At 35.8% G+C, this 21,087-nt stretch carries 21 protein-coding genes; 11 read left to right on the forward strand and 10 right to left on the reverse strand.

What is annotated here, in order from left to right; all coding sequences use genetic code 11:
- Positions 1-4: 4 nt before the first annotated feature.
- The 3 genes from ACRD64_RS06290 to ACRD64_RS06300 are packed head-to-tail and all read right to left on the reverse strand — an operon-like array spanning position 5 to position 3,185.
- Complete coding sequence (locus tag ACRD64_RS06290; protein ID WP_430932383.1) at positions 5-868, reverse strand: N-acetylneuraminate synthase family protein; 864 nt, start codon at positions 866-868, stop codon at positions 5-7.
- A gap of 18 nt (positions 869-886) precedes the next feature.
- On the reverse strand, positions 887-2,059 hold the full coding sequence (locus ACRD64_RS06295; RefSeq protein ID WP_430932384.1) for a cytidylyltransferase domain-containing protein: 1,173 nt from the start codon (positions 2,057-2,059) through the stop codon (positions 887-889).
- A 7-nt stretch (positions 2,060-2,066) separates the two neighbouring features.
- Positions 2,067-3,185 (reverse strand): glycosyltransferase family 4 protein, encoded by a 1,119-nt coding sequence (locus tag ACRD64_RS06300; RefSeq protein ID WP_430932385.1) that lies wholly within the window; start codon positions 3,183-3,185, stop codon positions 2,067-2,069.
- A gap of 201 nt (positions 3,186-3,386) precedes the next feature.
- Here ACRD64_RS06300 and ACRD64_RS06305 point away from each other — a divergent pair, with 201 nt between their 5' ends.
- The gene (locus ACRD64_RS06305) at positions 3,387-4,643 is read left to right on the forward strand and encodes a peptidase U32 family protein (protein ID WP_430932386.1); all 1,257 of its coding nucleotides are present in this window, start codon (positions 3,387-3,389) and stop codon (positions 4,641-4,643) included.
- A gap of 73 nt (positions 4,644-4,716) precedes the next feature.
- Complete coding sequence (locus tag ACRD64_RS06310; protein WP_430932387.1) at positions 4,717-5,514, forward strand: DUF2797 domain-containing protein; 798 nt, start codon at positions 4,717-4,719, stop codon at positions 5,512-5,514.
- 17 nt (positions 5,515-5,531) lie between these two features.
- Here ACRD64_RS06310 and ACRD64_RS06315 read toward each other — a convergent pair whose 3' ends face one another.
- The 4 genes from ACRD64_RS06315 to hemW form a co-directional block, all read right to left on the reverse strand.
- A complete protein-coding gene (locus ACRD64_RS06315) occupies positions 5,532-6,212 on the reverse strand; it encodes a hypothetical protein (RefSeq protein WP_430932388.1) in 681 nt (226 codons plus the stop codon).
- A gap of 311 nt (positions 6,213-6,523) precedes the next feature.
- Complete coding sequence (locus tag ACRD64_RS06320; RefSeq protein ID WP_430932389.1) at positions 6,524-7,390, reverse strand: cation diffusion facilitator family transporter; 867 nt, start codon at positions 7,388-7,390, stop codon at positions 6,524-6,526.
- A gap of 5 nt (positions 7,391-7,395) precedes the next feature.
- Positions 7,396-7,788 (reverse strand): rhodanese-like domain-containing protein, encoded by a 393-nt coding sequence (locus ACRD64_RS06325; RefSeq protein ID WP_430932391.1) that lies wholly within the window; start codon positions 7,786-7,788, stop codon positions 7,396-7,398.
- Between the two features lie 11 nt (positions 7,789-7,799).
- The gene (gene hemW, locus ACRD64_RS06330; protein WP_430932392.1) at positions 7,800-8,924 is read right to left on the reverse strand and encodes a radical SAM family heme chaperone HemW; all 1,125 of its coding nucleotides are present in this window, start codon (positions 8,922-8,924) and stop codon (positions 7,800-7,802) included.
- A gap of 173 nt (positions 8,925-9,097) precedes the next feature.
- Here hemW and ACRD64_RS06335 point away from each other — a divergent pair, with 173 nt between their 5' ends.
- Positions 9,098-9,505, forward strand: a complete 408-nt coding sequence (locus ACRD64_RS06335; protein ID WP_430932394.1) for a VanZ family protein — start codon at positions 9,098-9,100, stop codon at positions 9,503-9,505.
- On the opposite strand, the gene ACRD64_RS06340 is transcribed toward ACRD64_RS06335, so the two are convergent.
- The 3 genes from ACRD64_RS06340 to rpiB all read right to left on the reverse strand — a co-directional run bounded on the left by ACRD64_RS06340 (position 9,493) and on the right by rpiB (position 12,116).
- Positions 9,493-9,936 (reverse strand): RrF2 family transcriptional regulator, encoded by a 444-nt coding sequence (locus ACRD64_RS06340; RefSeq protein WP_430932396.1) that lies wholly within the window; start codon positions 9,934-9,936, stop codon positions 9,493-9,495. The genes ACRD64_RS06335 and ACRD64_RS06340 overlap by 13 nt on opposite strands.
- A gap of 353 nt (positions 9,937-10,289) precedes the next feature.
- Positions 10,290-11,666, reverse strand: a complete 1,377-nt coding sequence (locus tag ACRD64_RS06345) for a lactate utilization protein B (protein WP_430932398.1) — start codon at positions 11,664-11,666, stop codon at positions 10,290-10,292.
- Between the two features lie 12 nt (positions 11,667-11,678).
- Complete coding sequence (gene rpiB, locus ACRD64_RS06350) at positions 11,679-12,116, reverse strand: ribose 5-phosphate isomerase B (protein WP_430932399.1); 438 nt, start codon at positions 12,114-12,116, stop codon at positions 11,679-11,681.
- Between the two features lie 743 nt (positions 12,117-12,859).
- Here rpiB and nadA point away from each other — a divergent pair.
- The 8 genes from nadA to ACRD64_RS06390 all read left to right on the forward strand — a co-directional run bounded on the left by nadA (position 12,860) and on the right by ACRD64_RS06390 (position 21,034).
- The gene (gene nadA / locus ACRD64_RS06355) at positions 12,860-13,855 is read left to right on the forward strand and encodes a quinolinate synthase NadA (protein WP_430932401.1); all 996 of its coding nucleotides are present in this window, start codon (positions 12,860-12,862) and stop codon (positions 13,853-13,855) included.
- 70 nt (positions 13,856-13,925) lie between these two features.
- Positions 13,926-14,315 carry a response regulator gene (locus ACRD64_RS06360; RefSeq protein WP_430932403.1) on the forward strand — a complete coding sequence of 130 codons (390 nt, stop codon included), beginning with the start codon at positions 13,926-13,928 and terminating at the stop codon, positions 14,313-14,315.
- Between the two features lie 4 nt (positions 14,316-14,319).
- On the forward strand, positions 14,320-15,345 hold the full coding sequence (ruvB, locus tag ACRD64_RS06365) for a Holliday junction branch migration DNA helicase RuvB (protein WP_430932405.1): 1,026 nt from the start codon (positions 14,320-14,322) through the stop codon (positions 15,343-15,345).
- A gap of 12 nt (positions 15,346-15,357) precedes the next feature.
- Entirely contained in the window at positions 15,358-16,839 is a 1,482-nt protein-coding gene (locus ACRD64_RS06370; protein ID WP_430932407.1) for a lipopolysaccharide biosynthesis protein, read from the forward strand.
- Positions 16,840-16,852: 13 nt separating this feature from the next.
- Positions 16,853-17,293 carry a dUTP diphosphatase gene (gene dut / locus ACRD64_RS06375; RefSeq protein WP_430932409.1) on the forward strand — a complete coding sequence of 147 codons (441 nt, stop codon included), beginning with the start codon at positions 16,853-16,855 and terminating at the stop codon, positions 17,291-17,293.
- 34 nt (positions 17,294-17,327) lie between these two features.
- Positions 17,328-19,073 carry a tetratricopeptide repeat protein gene (locus ACRD64_RS06380; RefSeq protein ID WP_430932411.1) on the forward strand — a complete coding sequence of 582 codons (1,746 nt, stop codon included), beginning with the start codon at positions 17,328-17,330 and terminating at the stop codon, positions 19,071-19,073.
- Complete coding sequence (locus ACRD64_RS06385) at positions 19,060-19,893, forward strand: DUF4292 domain-containing protein (protein WP_430932413.1); 834 nt, start codon at positions 19,060-19,062, stop codon at positions 19,891-19,893. Before ACRD64_RS06380 ends, ACRD64_RS06385 begins: the two co-directional genes overlap by 14 nt.
- A gap of 13 nt (positions 19,894-19,906) precedes the next feature.
- Positions 19,907-21,034 carry a murein hydrolase activator EnvC family protein gene (locus ACRD64_RS06390; RefSeq protein WP_430932415.1) on the forward strand — a complete coding sequence of 376 codons (1,128 nt, stop codon included), beginning with the start codon at positions 19,907-19,909 and terminating at the stop codon, positions 21,032-21,034.
- The last annotated feature ends 53 nt before the right edge of the window (positions 21,035-21,087 follow it).

The following is a 21,087-nucleotide window of genomic DNA, read 5'->3' on the forward strand; positions in this document are numbered from 1 at the left end:
CATATTACTTACGATACTTTAATTTATCGCGTTGTACCTTTTCTATATCCAGGATATCTTTTTCTTTATAGGTCAATGCCTTATTCACCGCTTTTAAATCCCTGCAAAGTCTGCGCAAGCCATCCGGTTCCAGGGACGCTGAATGATCGGTACCCTTCCAGGTCCTGTCCAGGGTATAATGTCTTTCAATGTAAGTGGCTCCAAGGGTATATGCGGCAATATCCACCGATATTCCCAGATGATGGCCTGAAAAACCTATTTCCTTTACCAAATGGCCGTATTTTTCTTTCAGGTTGGTAATTTCCAGCAACGAGATATCTTCGAAAGGAACGGGATATCCGGAAGTACAACTGTAAATCACCAAATCTTTGTTCCTGTCAAATTTCTGGAAGAAAGTAATAATATCTTCTATCTCCTGCTTGGTGGTCATTCCGGTAGAGACATGAATTTCGCCTTTATAGTTTAAAGCCAGCCATTCCAGCATTTCAAAGTTGTTGTTGCAAGCCGAAGGAATTTTTAACAGTTTAGGTTCGAAGGATGCCATCTCTTTTGCCGACGTCAGATCCCAAACCGAAGTTGAATACTCGATACCTATCTCGTCACAAAACTGTTTCAGTTCCCTGTGCTGATCTACCTCAAACTCCAGAAATTCCCTGTGTTCGCCATACGTATCTCCATATGAATGCATAGGATTAGGATGCGGTGCGTTATATTGCTCCTCGGTTAGCAATTCTTTGTTGGCTCTTTTCTGAAACTTAACAATATCCGCCTTACAAAATACCTTAGCCATTTGAATTAACTCTTTGGCAATTTCCATATCACCTTTGTGATTACATCCTATCTCGGCAATAACTTTTGCTTCCTTCATAACTATATGCTTGTATTTTTATATTCTTTTATTAAAACTTATTAAAAACTCCACCAACTCGCGGATAGCCCCCTTGCCGCCATTGGCCGATAGTTTAATATCCGCATTGTTGGCCACTTGCCCGGTCGCATTTATGGGACAAGCGCCCCAGCCTACCGATAATATATTCGATAAATCGTTGATATCGTCTCCCAGGTAAGCGATTTGGTTTCGTAGCACCCCTAGCTCGGGCAAAATACTATTCAATAAGGCGTACTTGTCTTTTACACCCAGATAACAACGCTTAATCTGGAGCTTTTCCATACGTTTCTTTACCAAATCACTGTTCTCCGAGGTCATAATGATGGGTTCAATGCTATTATCCCTTAACACTTCAAGCCCCATTCCGTCCACGAAGCTAAAGTTTTTGGAAAATTCGCCATCCTGAGTATATGATACGGTTGCATCGGTAAAAACACCATCCACATCCAACACCAGATATCTAATACTACCCAGTGGTTTTTTACTTTGTAAAAGCCGCTTTTTTAATAATTGTTCAATAATGATCAGGTCGGCCGGTTCATCAATCTCTGTCAGGGTGTCTTCTTCCATTTCAACCACCTGAATATTTCCTCCCAGGCGGTTGTTGGTATTTTTAAAAGTTTCCGCAGTACAACCATACACTGCTCCGTTTTCGATGATCAAACCTTCAAAATCCTGTCGTCGCGGACGGTTCAGGTAATCGTAGTTTAAACTTTCCCCTTTACTGTTCCAGATAAAACGATGTGTTTTCACCGCCGTCAAAACAGAATCAACACCCTCTTTTTTTAAGGTATCGATGCATTTGTCGATATCGGCAGCCGTTGTAAGGGGAGAGGTTGCCTGCAACAAAAAGTAATGACTGAATTGATAGTCCAGCTTCTCGGCCAGCTCCACCATACCAGCCTCGGTAGAAGCTGTATCCGAGGCACTTTCGGCACTCCGCTCCACCACAGTAACCTTGTTTGTCCAGGTATATTCTTTTTCTATGTATGATTTTATTACCGTATCATCGGTAAATACATACACTTGATCCAGTTTACTTTGAATAGCCTCAGTTAGCACCCATGCAAACAAAGGACGTCCGAATATCTTTTTCCTGTTTTTATTGACTATTCCCTTAGAACCCGCTCTTAAAGGAATGATGGCTATTTTATTTTCTTTTTGTGACATCACAATCTTATAAAAGTTTTTTATAAACACGAATCATATCCGCAACCAACTTATCTTCTCTAAACTTTAGAGCCTGGTTGTATCCCTTGCTAATCATTTCTTTTCTTAAATCCACTGAGCTTGCCACCTTTTTTAAAACTTCAATCATCTCTTCCTTATTTCCATACTCCACATATTGCGCACCATTTCCTCCAACCTCGGGAAAACAACTTCCTTTTGAAGTGATTACTGGTGTTCCTGAGTTTAAAGCTTCCAGAATTGGAATCCCAAATCCCTCGAAAAGGCTGGGATAGACAAACGCCAAAGATAACTGATATAAAGCAGGTAAATCTCGGGTAGGTACTCCATGTAAAAACGTGACTTGTGATTGTATATTGTTTTTAGAAATATAGGCTTCAATTTCTTTTTTATAATCGGTTGGCCTACCAATAATAATTAATGGTAAATCTAAATTGCCATCATGCAAGGCTTCAATAATTCCAAGCGCATTTTTTCGTTTTTCAATAGTACCCACATAAAGTATAAATTGCTTGGGCAAATTATACTTGGTTATCATTTTTTCCTTATACGGAGTGGATACCTGATCGTAATAAATGGGATTACAACCCTGATAAACCACTTTAATTTTTTCTTCGGCCACATTAAAATACTTGATGACATCCATCTTAGACTGTTCACTAATAGCAACAATATCATCCGCATTTTGACAGGCGTGCTTGTATTTATTTGTGAATATATATCTATATGACGGTGAAAATAATTCGGGAAATCGCAAAAAAATGACATCGTGCATCGTAACCACCGATTTGACATTTGCTTTTTTTATTCCAACCGGAAGTTCGTGGCTTAAACCATGATAAACATCTATTTTATTTTTGCTAATATCACTTGATTTTCCATATGTTCTCCAAAGGGAATGAAATCTTTTATAAAAGCCTGATTGAGGAGTTATCACTCTCGTATTACTTCCAAATGTAAAATCTATACCCTTCTTATCCTGATTTTTAAATAAAACGTACTCGTTTTCAGGCGCAAATTTACTCAAATTACTGATCAGGTTTCGGCTATAATTGCCTAAACCGCTGGTGTTAAAAAAAGCCCTTTTGGCATCGAATCCAATTCTCATTTTTAAGAAAAGTAAGATTTAAATAATACGCAAAGGAAGTAAAATGAATCACATTAAAAAAGAACTGAAAAGCATAATTTTGCTGTCTCAGTATATGAACCATTTACATACTGTTTAGTTTGATAATAACAAAAAAAGATTCAAAAACCTAATTCCACATAAATTGAGTACTTTTGCTTTCGCTTAACAGGTATGGTTACAATGAATAGAGAAGAATTTGAAATAATGGCACCGGTAGGTTCGTACGAATCGCTAAGGGCCGCCATTCAGGGAGGAGCCAATTCGGTATATTTTGGCATTGAGGGATTGAATATGCGTTCCCGGTCATCGAACAACTTTACGGTAGACGACTTGCACGAGATTGTTAAAATAGCACAAGAACACCAGGTGAAAACATATCTCACGGTGAATACTGTTCTATACGATCGGGATTTGAACTTGATGCGTAAAGTTATTCTGGCAGCAAAAGAAGCTAATATTTCTGCCGTTATTGCCTCAGATGTTTCCGCTATTTCCTTTGCACGAGAAATAGGGGTAGAGGTGCACTTGAGCACCCAACTTAATATTTCGAATACGGAGGCGTTGAAATTTTATGCCCGGTATGCAGATGTAGTGGTATTGGCGCGTGAACTTGATTTAGACCAGGTAGCCCAAATTTATCGCGAAATACAGCTGCAACAAATTAAAGGTCCCAAAGGCGAATTGATTCAAATTGAAATGTTCAGTCACGGGGCGCTCTGCATGGCTGTTTCGGGAAAGTGCTATTTGAGCCTGCACAACACCACTTCCTCAGCAAATAGAGGTGCTTGCCTGCAAACTTGCAGAAGAAGTTATATTGTTACCGACAAGGAAACAGGACAGGAGCTGGAAGTAGACAATGAATACATCATGTCGCCCAAAGATTTAAAGACCATCCACTTTTTAAATAAGATGGTAGATGCCGGGGTTCGCGTGTTTAAAATTGAGGGTAGGGCAAGAGGTCCCGAATATGTACATACCGTTGTAAAAGCATATAATGAGGCTTTAAATGCCATCCTGGATGGAAGTTTTGATCAGGATAAAATCGATGGCTGGAACAAAGAACTCGAAACAGTTTTCAACCGCGGATTTTGGGATGGTTATTATCTGGGACAAAAGCTGGGAGAGTGGAGTCATAATTATGGAAACAGGGCTTCGAAACGTAAAATATATATAGGTAAAGGCACCAACTATTTCCCGAAAATTGGCGTAGCCGAATTTCTGATGGAAACGCAAAACCTGAAAGTAGGTGATGAAATTCTGATTACAGGCCCAACAACGGGCGTAGTAAAAATGATAGTACCCGAAATAAGGGTTGATTTAAATCCCGTGGAAGAAACCGTTAAAGGCGACAGGTTTTCCATTCCAATAGAAGAAAAGATCAGGAGATCGGATAAATTGTATAAACTGGTGGATGCACATCCATCTATTAGTCAATAGTGCAATAGTCACTGGTCATTAGTGGGTTACTACTTACAAAAAGCAATTACTATTGACCAATAAACCAAATTAAATGAAACATCAAGGCAATATAATTAAAATGAAAAGCAACTTAGCTGAGAAAGTTGAATATGCTTTACCTGTGGGAGATGAACTTGTTGCGTTAAATGAATTTATCAACCAAAAGATTGTTTTAACCTATTTGCATCAAATCAATTGTATAGCCTGCGGTAAAAAAACCCAGAAATCGTTCGGACAAGGATTTTGCTATAAGTGTTTTATGGAAGCCCCCGAGGCCAGTGAGTGTATTCTGCATCCCGATACGTGCAAAGCACATTTAGGTATATCACGAGACCAGGAATGGGCCAATAATCACTGTCTAACACCCCACGTGGTATATTTGGCTGTATCCTCCAATTTAAAGGTTGGTATCACCCGCAAAACACAAATACCGACGCGATGGATAGATCAAGGCGCATCCAAAGCCATTATTTTAGCCGAGACCCCCAACCGCCATATTGCCGGTACCATCGAAAAGTTTTTGATGCAATATTACGCTGATAAAACAAACTGGCAAGCTATGCTAAAAGGAAAAACGCAAGAGACAGACTTGTTATTCGAAAAAGAAAAAGCCTGCAACTATTTACCAAAAGAACTAAAACAATATTGCATTGCCGACAATACCGTAACAGAAATCGATTTTCCTGTGGAGCAATTTCCTACTAAAATTAGTAGTTTAAGTTTTGATAAATCAGAAAAGGTAGAGGGCACCTTAACCGGAATAAAAGGACAGTATCTAATACTGGATAATTATAACGTAATTAATATACGAAAACACAATGGGTATAAGATTGAAATAGAAACTCCTTAAAAAGTGTATCTTTCAACTTATTCCGGTAAACTCTCTCCAGTAGTATTTCTGGAAATCCTATCTGTGTTAACCATAAAATTAATCACCACATTATTTACTATTGAATCATTGGTTCTTCTGCTTGAAGAACCTTTAATTTTCAAGAAATCATTTACCAGAAAATCAGAACCGTCGTTAAGGGTTTTCACCTCGCTTAAGGGATAGGTATTTTTCCAATTATCTGTCAATAAGTTTTTGATGATGATATTATTATTACCAAAATCACCAAGTAGTATCACCGGAACACCCGCACTTATCTTATCAATCTTTTTCAATAAATCAAAGCCAATTAATTCTGATTGGTAGGTGTTCAAATCCTTCTGTAGTTCAAGACTAAACAGGTAAAAAATATGACCTGAACTCTTGTTTTTTAACTGATACCATGAAATCACATTTTCACCTCGCTTCAAGGTATCATCATCATACATACTAAAGGATGAAGCCAAAAACTCAAAAGAGGTATTTTTAAAAGCAACCGGTGAAACCAAGTTTAAGTTAGAATCCTGGCCTGTATTCAAAGGCATAAAACTATATCCTTTCGAATTAATATGATCTGCACATTCCTTGCTAAAGATAGTTCCTTTAAAACTAATTAAATCCGGATTCGATTTATCTATAAAAACCTGTAAAGTGTCAAAATAAGGCTGATTTATTGCCATCGTATCATTTGTATACCGACAATTAAATTTCATGGTGGTTACGGATACATTTTTACCCTTCCGATTACAACCGGTAAAAAGGATCAACACGAAGAATAGAATGATATAAATCAACTTCATTATAAACTATTTGCACTAAATATACACGGTTAAAAAGCACAAACACCTTAATTTACACGTGAAGCCCTTAATACTTGATAATAAACCCTAATTTGTTGATGATTACCAAAAGCTTTAATGCATTTATTGGATAAAGGGATACGGACAATTCTCGTTTTAAAATACAAAACAACAATGCTTTAAAATTACTGCTAATCCAAAGAATCGATATGGATAGTGACACCAATTTTAAACTTTTTCTTTACTTCATTTTCATATTTTGTGGCAATTCTGTGTGCTTCTGTTAAACTCATGTTTCCCGGTAACGAAATATGGAACGTGAGTTCGGAGTGATGACCGTATTTGTGTATTAAAAAATGATGCGGATCCAGGTCCTTCATAAAGGAATCGAACCCTATCTTTTGAATCTTCTCTTTCAGTTCTTCTTCAATTCTTTCACCCAAAAATAGCGACATTGCCTCTTTCAAAATTTTATACGTCGTATAAAAAATCATTAAGGAAACAATCAGCCCGAGCACCCCGTCCATCCACCAAAAATATTTTCCTACAAAAATACCCGTCAGGATAACAATGCTCGAAATTGCATCGCTTCTATGGTGCCACCCATCTGCAATCAGCGAAGTTGAAGCCGTCTTTTTACCAAAAATGATTGAATATTGCGCCATTATTTCTTTCACAATTATAGAAACCACAGTCACAATAATTGCCCATTTACCGTATTCTACCGATTCGTGGGAAGTTAGCTTTAAAATGGATTCGTACGTAAAATTTGCGCCAACAATGGCCAACAGAATACCTACAAATATGGTGGCAATGAGTTCGGCCCTTCCATGTCCAAACGGATGATCTTCGTCGGCGGGTTTCAGGGACACTTTAATACCAATCAGAACCGCAAAAGAGGAAATTGAGTCGGTTAATGTATGCCATGCATCGGCTATTAACGCCACCGAATTATATAAGATACCCACCCAAAATTTAATTCCAAAAAGTATAATATTTAAAACGATAGACAACCACGATATAATTAATCCTGTAGTGTATTTTTTGTTTGTGCTCATTTATTTCAGTCTTTTATCACGGAATTATCCATTGGGTAACCATTCTTTTTCCATTCTTTTATTCCGCCCTTGAGCTCGAATACTTTTTTATATCCTAATAGAACCAGCAATTTAGAGCAATCCTTACTTCTTTTTCCGATATCACAGTACAAAAAGATAGATGTTTCTTTTTTCAAATCACCCAAAAAAGAATGTAAACTGTCCTTGGTTCCTGCCCAGAGCGCATCTTTAATTCTATTTTGCCGGTATTCCCCCAATACCCTGATATCAAAAATTGCGATATCTTCTGTCGAAGATATCCTTTTATAAAACTCATCACATTCAATAATTTTTGGCTTTTGCGAAAAACTGTTGAATGGTAAAACAAGTAACAACAATATATTAAAAAACAACTTCATTCACCTATACATTAAGCCATAAAAAAATCCGAAATAATCCGATCCGTCAATATTTTTTTATCCTTGCACATCTTTAAATAACCATCTTGTTCAAACGTATTTTTTAAAATTATATTTTTCGACTTTGTTTCTTTAAAAAGATCCACAAACCGGGTATTCATTTTATATATTGAATTTAAATCAACCCCTTTGTTTGTTCGTAAACCAAGCATTATTGTTTCGTTATATATATCTTTTTCCGATAATGTTTCCTCTTCGTAACAGATTTCATCATTTTGTACCCGCCCAATATATTCCTTTAAGTCTGATATATTCCATCTTCTGGTAGTACCTGAATAAGAATGTGCCGAAGGCCCAAATCCTAAATAACTGCTACCGCTCCAATAGCTCGAATTATGTTTCGATTCAAAGCCGGGTTTGCAAAAATTGGAAATTTCGTAATCCTGAAAACCACCTTTTTCCAGTTTATGAATTAATTTAGAATATTGTTCGGCACTTATTTTATCATCTACTTCTTTGATTCTATTTTTTTTCAATTTTTTATAAAACACCGTACCAGGTTCAAAAGTAAGATGATAAGCAGAGATGTGCTGAACATGAAGACTTAATGATTTGTCAATACTGTTTTCCCATTCTTCGGCAGACATATCGGGTATACCATAAATCAAATCTATACTAATATTGTCGAACCCGGAATTTTGGGACAACTGAACCGCCTGAACCGCTTCCTCGGCATTATGTCTGCGGTTCATAAAGGCAAGTATCCTGTCATTAAAGCTCTGCACGCCCAAACTCAAGCGATTAAAACCAAGTTCACTTAAATCCTCTACATATTCCTTGTTAATATCGTCTGGATTTACTTCAACGGTAAACTCTTCCAGTTTGGATAAATCGTAATTGATAGAAAGCGTATTTATTATTTTTTCAAAATCTTTTTTTTGAAGTAAACTAGGCGTCCCTCCACCAAAATAAATGGTCTGTATGGCTTCCCCATTTAATTCGTTTTTTCTTTCTCTGATTTCCTTGCACAACGCGGATACAAAGTCTGATTTATCCGTTAAACGGACAAGGCTATAAAAATCGCAGTAGCCGCATTTTTGAATACAAAAGGGAATATGGATATAAATTCCAGCCATTAATAAATTGTTTTATACTGTAACTGTTGATTGATGCTATGGTTTAAAAAAAATTAACATGAACGTTTCACGTGAAACATTTGTTTAATACTTTAATATGGTACATTTGTTGATGACTATCATACTCAAATGAATCATAAAAACTGAAACCATTAAATTACAAAAAACTGAATATGATTATTTTAAAAAATTTTTGGAGGAGTATTTTATTATTTCTGACTATTTTTTTTCTCAGTATCATGAACGTTGGTAATATCGTACCTAATAATGTACCCCTATTTAATCATTTTGACAAATTCGCACATTTCTCCATGTATTTGTCCCTAAGTTTTGTTTTTTTTATTGAAAACCACAAAAGCGTAAAACCCATCAGAAAAAGATGGATTGTACTGGACACTATTATTTTAGGAGTTTTAATAGAGTTTATACAGTTATTATTTACAAACAACAGAAGCGGTAACTTTTACGACGCTGTTTTTAATACCATCGGAGTTATTTCAGGAAGTATCTTATATTTTTCGTTAAGAAACTATCCGTTTATTTACAAGTTAATGCTTTTCAAAAAAGCTTACAGTAAATAATAATCTTCCTTGCTTCCAATACGTTCCGTAATATCTCCTATTGTTTCATTTTTAAAAAGCTGGTACATCTGGCTACGTGCCTCACAAAACTGATCGTGAACCGGACAAGGGCGATTGTTTTCATGTGCCGATTTACAGGTATTCATACCAATCAAACAATTCTCAAATACATCTAATCCGTCAATGATAGTAACGATATCCAATAAGGTGATTTCTTTTGCCTCAAGCGCCAACGAAAATCCGCCATGAGGGCCTTTATTGGACAATAACATTTTTTGTTTGGCCAGCGTTTGAAGAATTTTACCCAAAAAAGGTGTGGGTATATCCAGGTCTTTCGAAATTTGTTTAATCCCGATTTTCTTACCGTCCTCCTGGTTCAAGGCCAGGTATATTACCGAACGTACTGCGTACTTACATGTATTAGATAGCATAATAAAAGATTTACAAATGCTAAATTACACAAATATGCTAAAACACAAATAACTTATTGTAACTTACTGTTAATATTCCGGCAAAAAAGTGCTAACAAATAAATACCAAGTTAGCCTAATAGAAATCAGCTCAAACTGTTGCCGTATTATAGGTCAAACTCCGTTTTAGAGTATTAGGCAAAAGAAGAGATAAGTGAAATTTGATAAACATGTATTCATCAATTTTTGCGGCCTGTGAGGACAATAGCATGCTTCCCTACACAAAAGAAAGAACCAATAATTATATAATACATTAAACTATAACAGAACCAAATTCATTTGATCCATGCTAGTTAACCTTAATTTAGTTTAAGTTAGGTTCTAATGTTCTTCCATTGCGAACTGAAGGATTTGCTGGCCAAATCGGGCAGTTTCCTGCTGTTACCGATAAGCTTTTTCTGCAATACCCTTTTACCAAAATTTTTGATGGACCCAGGTAGCATATCTAAATAAGCCCTGGACGACATGACGTAAGACATAGTATTGGTAGATAAGTTTTCCGACAAGCCTGGCAAATTTAGTTCAACGGATTCTTTACGATTATACAACAATAGTTTTGGCAACGGTATTTTTACGGGACATACTTCCTCGCACCTACCACATAGCGAACAAGCGAAACTCAAGTGTTTAAAATCTTTGAAATCCTTGAAATGTGGTGTTATTATACTGCCAATCGGACCGCTATAAGTAGCGTTATATGCATGTCCTCCCACATTTTTATAAATAGGACAAGCATTTAAACATGCACCGCATCGAATACAAGCAAGCGATTCTGCCTCCATTTTATTTGCATACAAATCTGTCCTGCCATTGTCCAATAAAATCACATACATTTTTTCCGGACCATCTGTTTCCCATTCCTTCTTAGGTCCCGAATAAATACTGTTATAAACCGTCATTTGCTGCCCCGTTCCGTGAGCAGCCAATAATGGCCAATACAAACCTAAATCTTTATTGGAAGGAATCACTTTTTCAATACCCGATATGGCAATATGTACCTTAGGAAAGGAAGCCGACATGATTGCGTTACCTTCGTTCTCGGTAACAGCTACCGCACCTTTGTCGGCAATTAAAAAGTTAGCTCCCGTTACTCCCACCTCAGCATCCTGAAAATTCTCTCGTAAGTTTTCTCTAACATAGTTGGTCAGGTATTCAGGGGTACTGTTTTCCGGGGTATTAAACTTTTCATGAAACAAGGCCGCAATATCTTCCTTTGATTTATGCATGGCAGGGGTAACAATATGGTAAGGTTTTTCCCCGGCTATTTGAACTATATATTCACCCAAATCTGTTTCAACCGATTTTACGCCCATACTTTCAACACCACTGTTAAATTCAATTTCTTCGGTGGTCATGGATTTGCTTTTAACCACCAACTTGCAGTTACTTTCCTTCAGAATTTCTATTACATAATGTATAGCCTCCTCTGCATCCTTAGCCCACCATACCGTGCAACCATTATCAATGGCATTTTTTTCGAACTGTAATAAATAATCAGGTAGCTTAGCTAAAACATTTCTTTTTATTTGGGCGGCCCTCAACCTTGCCAACTCAATATTAGCATATCTCTTTTCACCTTTATCTACAGCCTCATCGTATCTGGATATATTAAATTTTATTTTGCTGCGATGCTGTAAATCAAAGGCTACTTCGTCCGACTTTTTTAAAAATTGCTTAGCTTTCCTACTCACGGCAATATTATATTAACATGGTATTTTTTTAATCCTACGCTCATGTCTTCCACCTTCAAATTCCGACTCCAAAAAAGCATTGACAATATCCTTCGCTTCATCCACAGTAATAAACCTCGCCGGTAGAGAGCATATATTAGCATTATTATGAGCTCTTGCCAGTTTCGATATTTGCTTATTCCAGCATAACCCGGCACGGATACCAACATGTTTATTAACAGTCATATTTATCCCGTTTCCACTGCCGCACACCGAGATACCTATCTCTACCTCCTTGTTTTCAACAGCTGTTGCTAAAGGGTGGGCAAAGTCTGCATAATCGCAACTCTCGTTTGAGTCCGTACCAAAATCAACACATTGAATACCTTTTTCAGACAAAAATAACTTTAGTAACTCCTTAAGTTCATAACCAGCATGATCCGAAGCTATACCTACAGTAGTATAATTCATTTTTTTTGTTCAAAGATAGAAAGAAACTTGAACATCTAATTGGCAATATATCTAACTTGTGCAAATCAAACCAGACGATCCTGTAAAATATTTATGGTATCACTGTCCGGGTTAGTCCAAGTTAGTTGCCTGTCGTAAAAAGAGCTATATTTTTAACACAAACAGGCATATCCTACTAGGTATATTGCCGTTAACATTGCATATGCTAAATGCTTCGCAGTAGGTATTTCAGGTTATTCACGGATTTATTTGTGTTGCAATTCCTGTTTTGGTGAGAATTACCTTTTAAAAGCGATTTTCCCGTATTACCAGGATAAATTCATATCATGTGAATAACTCTTAATTTCATGTTAATAAGTTGTGAAACCAGAATTAACAAAATTCAGAAAATAAATTTGCAATTATTTCATTTTTGTATAAGTCACCGTTTGAATGATTGAGTCAAGTATTAAAGCTATAATTTAAACATGTATTTCAAACAGTATTTTAACAGCTCTTTTATGTTTTCAACGGATAATCTTATTAAATTTGTTCATTATTAACAACTTGTTGAAAAGATATATTAATGTTTTGTTTTTTAATAACTAAGCACGTTTTTCAATTGTTAATGAAATATGAATAACCGACTAACAAATGTTGAATTAATATTAAAGCAAGGATTTTTTTACAATTTTATAAACTGTTTTAACAGGATATTATCATCATCATATAATTTAGAAATCTCTCTTTATTTAAACATAATAATGGAATTAAAAGAAAATTGGTTGAAAAAGGGATTCGTTGACGAATCTGTTAAGGGTATTGAGAATTTAGAAGATGCATTTTTAAAACTTAAAAAGAAAAAAAATGCCGTGCTAATGGCACACTTTTATCAGGAGGATAGGATACAGGATATAGCCGATTTTGTTGGGGACAGCTTGGCTTTGGCTCAGTTTGCAGCTAAAACGGACGCGGATATTATTATAGTAGCGGGCGTTCATTTTATGGGAGAAAGTGCCAAAATATTGGCTCCGGAAAGAACGGTTATTGTACCGGATTTAAATGCCGGATGTAGTTTGGCAGATAGTTGTCCACCGGATGCTTTCGCTGAATTTATTAAGCTGTATCCGGATTACAAGGTGGTAACCTATGTAAATACTTCGGCGGAAATAAAAGCATTATCGGACATAGTGGTTACAAGTACAAATGCAAAAGCTATTATAGATAGTTTTCCGGCGGACGAAAAATTAATTTTTGGTCCTGACAGAAACCTGGGCAATTATATCAACAGTATTACAGGCAGGGAAATGATATTATGGGATGGCGCCTGTCATGTACACGAAAAATTTTCTCTGGAAAAAATACTGGAGATCAAAGAGGAGAATTCAGATGCCGAAATATTGGCGCATCCGGAGTGTAAAAAGCAGTTGCTGATGGTTGCGGACCAAATTGGTTCTACCGCTGCGCTTTTAAAATATTCAGCAACCAGCGAAAGTCAAAAATTTATCGTGGCCACGGAATCCGGAATTATTCATCAGATGAAGTTAAAAAGCCCAAATAAGACTTTTATTCCTGCCCCGCCTAATGATTCCACTTGTGCCTGTAACGACTGCGAATTTATGCGTTTAAACACCATGGATAAACTTTACAATGCACTTAAATATGAGTGGCCTACCATTAACGTGGAAGAAAGTATTAGAATTAAAGCAGTTAAACCTATTGAAAGAATGTTGGATATTTCTAATAAATTAAATCTTTAATTTGATGAATTGTTTAAAATTGTGGTAATATTTTACTTTTTTTGTAACTAGACTTCAATATTTGTGTTAAATGGAAAATTCTAGTTCATTGGCTGTATTATTGGTAGAGGATAATATTTTAAATCAAAAGCTTATTTTTTTAAATTTATCTAAGTTTGGATATAAAATAGATATCGCCAATAATGGGAAAGAGGCTCTGGATATGATTAAAAGGGGTAAGTACGATTTGGTCATTATGGATTTAATGATGCCCGTTATGGATGGATTACAGGCTACAACTGAAATTCGAAAGTATGAAAAGCGCATGTCATATTCAACGCCTATTATTGGTTTAACCGCCAATACGTTCGATGCGGATAGGGAAAAATGTTTGGCACATGGAATGAACGAATATATGTCAAAGCCATTTGAACTGGATTTATTTATGACCTTGATTAAGAAATTGGGAATTATTAATTAGATGGATGGAAGATAACTTTGATATACGCGAAGAAGGTTACCAAAATATTGAAAAAGAGGTTGATAATAAGTTACGGCCTTTAAGTTTTAAAGATTTTAAAGGTCAGGATAAAATAGTTGAAAATCTTAAAATTTTTGTCCAGGCAGCTTCGATGCGGGAAGAAGCCCTGGATCATGTATTGTTGCATGGCCCTCCTGGTCTGGGCAAAACAACGCTTTCAAATATAATAGCTAACGAGTTAGGGGTGGGTTTTAAGCTTACCAGTGGTCCTGTATTGGATAAACCCGGTGACTTGGCCGGAATACTTACAAATTTAGAAACTAACGATGTTCTTTTCATTGATGAGATACATCGTTTAAGTCCTGTTGTGGAGGAGTATCTTTATTCTGCGATGGAAGATTACAGAATAGATATATTAATAGACAAAGGTCCTGGAGCGAGAAGTATTCAAATAGATTTGAACCCTTTTACGTTGGTAGGTGCCACAACCAGAAGCGGTTTACTAACCAGTCCGCTAAGAGCCCGTTTTGGCATTAATTGCCATTTAGAATATTATGATAATAAAGTATTGGCTGGTATTATAAACCGATCTTCAGGTATTTTGGATACCAGTATTAGCAAAGAAGCTTGTATTGAAATATCGGGAAGGAGCAGGGGAACACCTCGTATTGCAAATGCTTTATTAAGGAGAGTAAGGGATTTTGCACAGGTAAAAGGCAATGGTGATATCGATATTAACATTTCTAAGTTTTCGTTGGAGGCACTTAATATTGACCAGCACGGATTGGACGAAATGGACCATAAGATATTAAACACGCTGATCGATAAATTTCAGGGAGGCCCTGTAGGAATCAGTACCATTGCCACAGCCATTGGCGAAGACGGAGGCACCATAGAAGAAGTATATGAACCTTTCCTGATTAAGGAAGGATTTATAAAGCGTACACCTCGAGGGCGGATGGCAACTGCACTGGCATATAGTCATTTGGGTAAAGATTCTTTTAATAAGGAACAGTATTCACTGTTTTAAAATCCGAAAAATTTGGGAAAGTTTAAAACACTGGCCGGCGATACGGTTATTTATGGAGGAAGTACCATATTAGTGCGTTTACTAAATTGGTTATTGATGCCATATTATATTCGTACTATGGACGGTGTGCAATATGGTATAGTTACCCAAATGTATGGGTATATCGCAATTTTGCTGGTAATTTTAACGTATGGTTTTGAAACCAGTTTTTTCCGTTTTGCCAAAAGTAAAAATTATTCCGGTGTTTTTACTACGGCGATCAGCAGTGTTACGTCAACAAGTCTGCTTTTCCTGCTTATCGTATGGATATTTAAAGATAATTTTAGTGTTTGGTTTAATAATGGTGTGCCAAGTCAGTTAGTGGTTATTGTGGCATTAATTGTTATTATAGATGCTATATCTGCTCTTATTTTCGCTAAAATACGGTACGAAGGTAAAAGTGTACGCTTTGGTCTTTTAAAACTGTTAAATGTCATTATACTTATCTCTTTTAACCTTTATTTTTTGTATTGGTGTCCGCAAAACTACGGTTCCAATTATTTTAGGTTAATTGATTGGTATGCACTTGCGGATAATCAAGCACTTTACGTACTATTGTCTAATTTAATCGCTTCATTTTCTATTTTGGTAATCCTTCTACCGGATGTTTTTAAAAGTCTGGGTAAATTTGATTATCATTTACTATGGAATATGTACAAATATTCATTTCCTATTTTAATAGTAGGAATAACAGGAATGATCAATATTCAAATAGATAAAATTTTAATTCCTGAACTCATTGGTGGAGATGAAGGTTTGAGACAATTAGCTATTTATGGTGCCAATTTTAAAATTGGGGTTTTAATGGCCATGTTTACGCAATCGTTTCGATTGGCTTTTGAACCCTTTTTTTTTAAAAATCATGCGGAGAACAAAAGCCCTAAAATGTATGCCACCATTTTAAAGTTTTTTACGTTGTTCGGTCTACTTATTTTCCTTGGCGTTACGTTTTTTATGGATATCATAAACGTGGTTTTAACCGAAGAATATAAGCAGGGAAATGTTGTAATACCTATTGTTTTGATAGCACAACTTTTAAGCGGTGTTTATTTTACTTTGTCAGTATGGTATAAAGTAACAGACAAAACTGTTTACGGTGCTTATATGGGTATTGTTGGAAGCATCATCACCATAACGTTAAATTTGGTTTTAATACCATTAATAGGGTATGTTGGTGCAGCCATTGGTGGTCTTGTTTGTTTCGCTGTAATGGTTGGTCTAAGCATTTTCTGGGGTAATAGAAATTCTGATATTCGTTACGATTGGTTAACCATAATTCATTATGTGGTTGTGGTAGCTATCATTTATGTTTTAGGAGTATACTTGATCCCGGTACTAAGTGGTTATATCACAAAACCTTTCGGGTTATGGTACGATATTTCAAACTATGTAACGCGGATTGGCTTAATAATTGTATTTTTAGGGCTTGTTTATTTTAAAGAGTTTAAAAAGTAGCTGGTATAAGATTATGGCATTAAAAGTTAAATTAATAAATAAAAGCACAAACGAACTTCCTGCGCACGCAACGGAACTATCAGCCGGTGTTGATTTAAGAGCAAATTTAAAGGACGATATTATTCTAAAACCATTACAGCGTGTTTTAGTGCCCACTGGTTTGTTTATTGAATTGCCGGAAGGATATGAAGCACAAATTAGGCCACGTAGTGGATTGGCTTATAAGTATGGAATATCGGTTTTAAACAGCCCGGGTACAATTGATGCAGATTACAGAGGTGAGATAAAAGTGATTCTGGTGAACCTGTCAAACGATGATTTTGTGGTAAAAAATGGTGAAAGAATTTGCCAGATGGTGGTGGCGAAGCATGAATCTGTTAAGTTTGTTTTGGTGGATGAACTGGAGCAGTCGGTGCGGGGTGCTGGTGGCTTTGGCCATACCGGCAAAAAATAGAAGTATTATTTATTCGGAAATAGAGTTTAATTAGATGAGAAATTTATACTTGCTTTTGGTTCTGATTATCGGTATAGTTGGATGTAAAAGTGTAAAAGAAGCGGGCACGGTAGAACTGGTTACAAGCACCAAAGGGTCTGTGTTAAGTGCGCAAAACAAACGGAAATTCGATTATTTCTTTTACGAGGGTCAGCGACTGAAGATGAATGGGGATCTGAATAAGGCAAAAAACTATTTTGTGGAATGTTTAAAAATTGATTCGCTCAGTGCAACCTGTTATTTTGAATTGGCCAATATTGCCATTGCTGCCAAAAATTACAAGGCGGCTCAGGATCTTTTAAGCAATTCTGTACGACTATCGCCTAACAATAAATGGTATCAAATATTATTGGGCGATTTGTATCAACAGAATAAAGAAATCCCGAAAGCGATTGCAACGTACGAAAAGCTGGTGGAGAGATTCCCTGATAGTGATGAATTTACCTATATATTGGCGCAGCTGTATCAAAATAATAAACAGTTTCAAAACGCCATTGATGCCTACAACAAACTGCAAAATAGTATTGGCATTAACGAAGCAATATCTACGGAGAAGGAAAAGATTTATCTGGAGATGGGCAAAGAGGGTATGGCTTTAAAAGAAATTAATAGGTTGATAGACGAAAATCCTTATGAACCAAGATATTATGGTTTTCTCGGTGATTTATACATGTATAACAAAAACTACTCAAAAGCGGAGCAAAGTTATAACAAAATATTAGAGGTCGATGCGGGTAATGGTATGGGATTCTTTTCTTTGGCGAATGTTAAATTACAACAGGCGGATACGATTTCTTTTTTTAATTATTTTGGAAAAGCCTTAGAAGATGAAGATTTGGCCCTGGAAGTTAAGTTTCAGCAATTGTTGCCATTGTTAATGGGGAAGGATTTTAAAGAATACAACGATACTACGGTGGTTATAGGTCTGTTTAATAAGCTTACCGATGTGCATAACGATGATGCCAGAAGTTATATTTACTATGCCAATTATCTGCAAAACAACAATAAGAAGAAGGCCGCATTAGTTGAATATAAAAAAGCGTTAAGTATTGATAAAAGTAATCCTTCGGTCTGGCAGGACATGTTTTTCTTGGAAATAGATCTGGCTAAGTTTGACGATTTATATGAAGATGCGAGGGAAGTATTAGTTATATTCCCGGAGGTACCTTTGTTTAATCTTTTTTACGCTATGGGCGCTATGCAGAAAGAAGAATATCACAATGCAAGGGAAAAACTGTTAAACGGATTAAAGTTTGTCGGAGAAAATGCTGCTTTAAAAGGACAGTTCCATGCTTATCTTGGGGATGTAGAACATAGTTTGGGTAAACCGAATGAAGCTTTTAAACACTACGAAAACGCGCTTAAAATTGATGAAAATAATGTGGTTGTTTTAAATAATTACAGTTATTATTTATCGGTTGAGAATAAAGAATTGGAAAAGGCCGAGAAAATGATTTCCAGGTGTATTGAGCTCGAATCGGGTAATGCTACGTACCTGGATACTTATGCTTGGGTGTTGTTTAAAAGAGGTAGATTTTTCGAAGCTAAATATATCATTGAAAGAGCTATGGATAATGGGGGTGATAGTAGTGAGGTGATTGTAGAACATTATGGCGATATTTTATTCATGAATAATAAAGTAAATGAAGCTATTGTTCAATGGAAAAAGTCGCTAGAGATGGGAAATAAGTCTGAAGTGTTAAAAAGGAAGATTGAGTTAAAGGAATATGTGGAGGAATAGGATTTTAGGTATTGTTGTAGGTATTATCTTCATTACTAGTTGTAAAACTACGGAGAAGATAACCGTGGGAGAGGTTTCGAATATTACGGATGCGAAATTACGTAATCAACTGAAAGATAATCAGCTATATTTTGATAAATTATATTTGAAAAAGGTACAGTTCAGTTATAATGACGGTAACAATAAGAAATCTTTCAAGGGTAGTTTTGTTATTCAAAAGGATAGTCAGATTATTGTCTCGATATACGCTTTAATGGGTATTGAATTGGTTAGAGCAAAACTTACAAAGTCTGAAGTAATTATTTTAGACAAACATAATAAAGTCGCTTTATTAACCGGATATAATTATTTTAACGAAAAATACGGTCTCGATCTGGATTTTAATGCGCTGCAAGCCATTTTAAGCAATTCTTTGTTTTTGTATCCAAGTGAGGAGGATTATTTTGATGGTCTTAAAAAATATAAACATCATGTAAACGACAAATATTATTCTTTTAAGTCGTTAAAAGACAAAAAACTGGGAAGATTAAGCAGAAGAAGTAAAAATAATATTATTGTCCACGAAATAGATATCTATCCCGAGTTATATCGGATTTTTAGCGTATTTATCAAGGATTTTGCATCAAATCAATCTGTTAATGTGGATTATAAATATTTTAAAACTTTCGATAATATATTGTTTCCTGAAAAAATTGAGATAAAAGCTGTGCAAGGTGCTCAGTTTTTTCATGTTGATTTAAAAGTAAATTATTTAGAAATAAACGATGGTGGTAGCCTTCATTTCAAAATACCTGCGAGTTATCAATCAAAAGAGTTGTAAAATTACGCTGCTGTTGTTCGTATTTACTGCTTGTGTTTGTGCGCAAAATAATAATATTGAATCTCTTAAAAACCAAAGGGAGCAGTATGAAAAGGATATCAGTAATGCCAAAAATTTATTGATAAAGAAGGGAAATACACGTAAAAGTTATTTGAGTGAACTAAAGTTGGTTAATGCGCAAATCAATGCGCAAAACGAGGTTATTACGTCCTACCGGAAGGAGATAGACGCGATAAATGAGCAGATAGCAATAAACAGGGAGGTAGTTCATTCATTGGAACAGGAAATAGAAAGCTTAAGAAACGGTTATAAAAAATTGATATTGGCGGCACACAAGCAACTTGGTTCTAATTATAACGAGTTCATGTTGGTTTTCAGTGCAAAATCTTTTTCAGAGGCATACAGAAGGTTTCATCTTATGAAGCAATATGCGTCCTACCGTAAAAAACAAGGTCTGGCTTTATTGGATACTAAATCGAAGCACGATAGCATTGTTAAACAAAATGAATTAATTCTGGAACAGAAACAAAGGAGCTATACCGCATTGGTAAATGAGATGGAAAACTTGAAAATTACTGTTTCAAAAAAAGAAGAATATATAGCAGATTTAAAAAAAGATGAAAATTGGTTACGTCGCGAAATTGAAACAAAACAAAAAGCAGCCGATAAATTGCAGGCAAGTATCGAAAAATTAATTCGAGAAGCCTCGTCGGTTTCAAATTATGCTTTTTCAAATTTTAAAAGTGCCAAGGGCAAATTAAGGTGGCCTGTGTTACACGGAATTGTCACAAGCCGATTTGGTGAACATAATCACGCCGTTTTAAAGGGAGTAAAAGTAAAGAACAATGGTATTGATATTACAGCCTCAAAAGAAAACAGTGTTAAAAGCGTTTACGAGGGCACTGTAAGCCGCGTTATTGCTATCCCAGGGTATAATAAAGCGGTGATTATACGCCATGGTAAATATCTCACGGTTTATGCCAATCTGGCAAAGGTAGATGTAAAAAATGGACAAGTTGTTAAAAGTAATGAAAGCATCGGTCAAATTTTTGCGGATACTAATGATAAGAATGGTATATTACATTTTGAGATATGGGAGGAGAGTAAAAAAATCAATCCCTTGGAATGGTTGCAGAAATAGAACTTTATTATTAAAGTAAAAATATTTACATTTGAGTAACTATTTGTGTAATT

This window comes from Saccharicrinis sp. 156, from assembly GCF_050589685.1.
In the GTDB taxonomy this organism is placed as follows: Bacteria; Bacteroidota; Bacteroidia; order Bacteroidales; family Marinilabiliaceae; genus Saccharicrinis.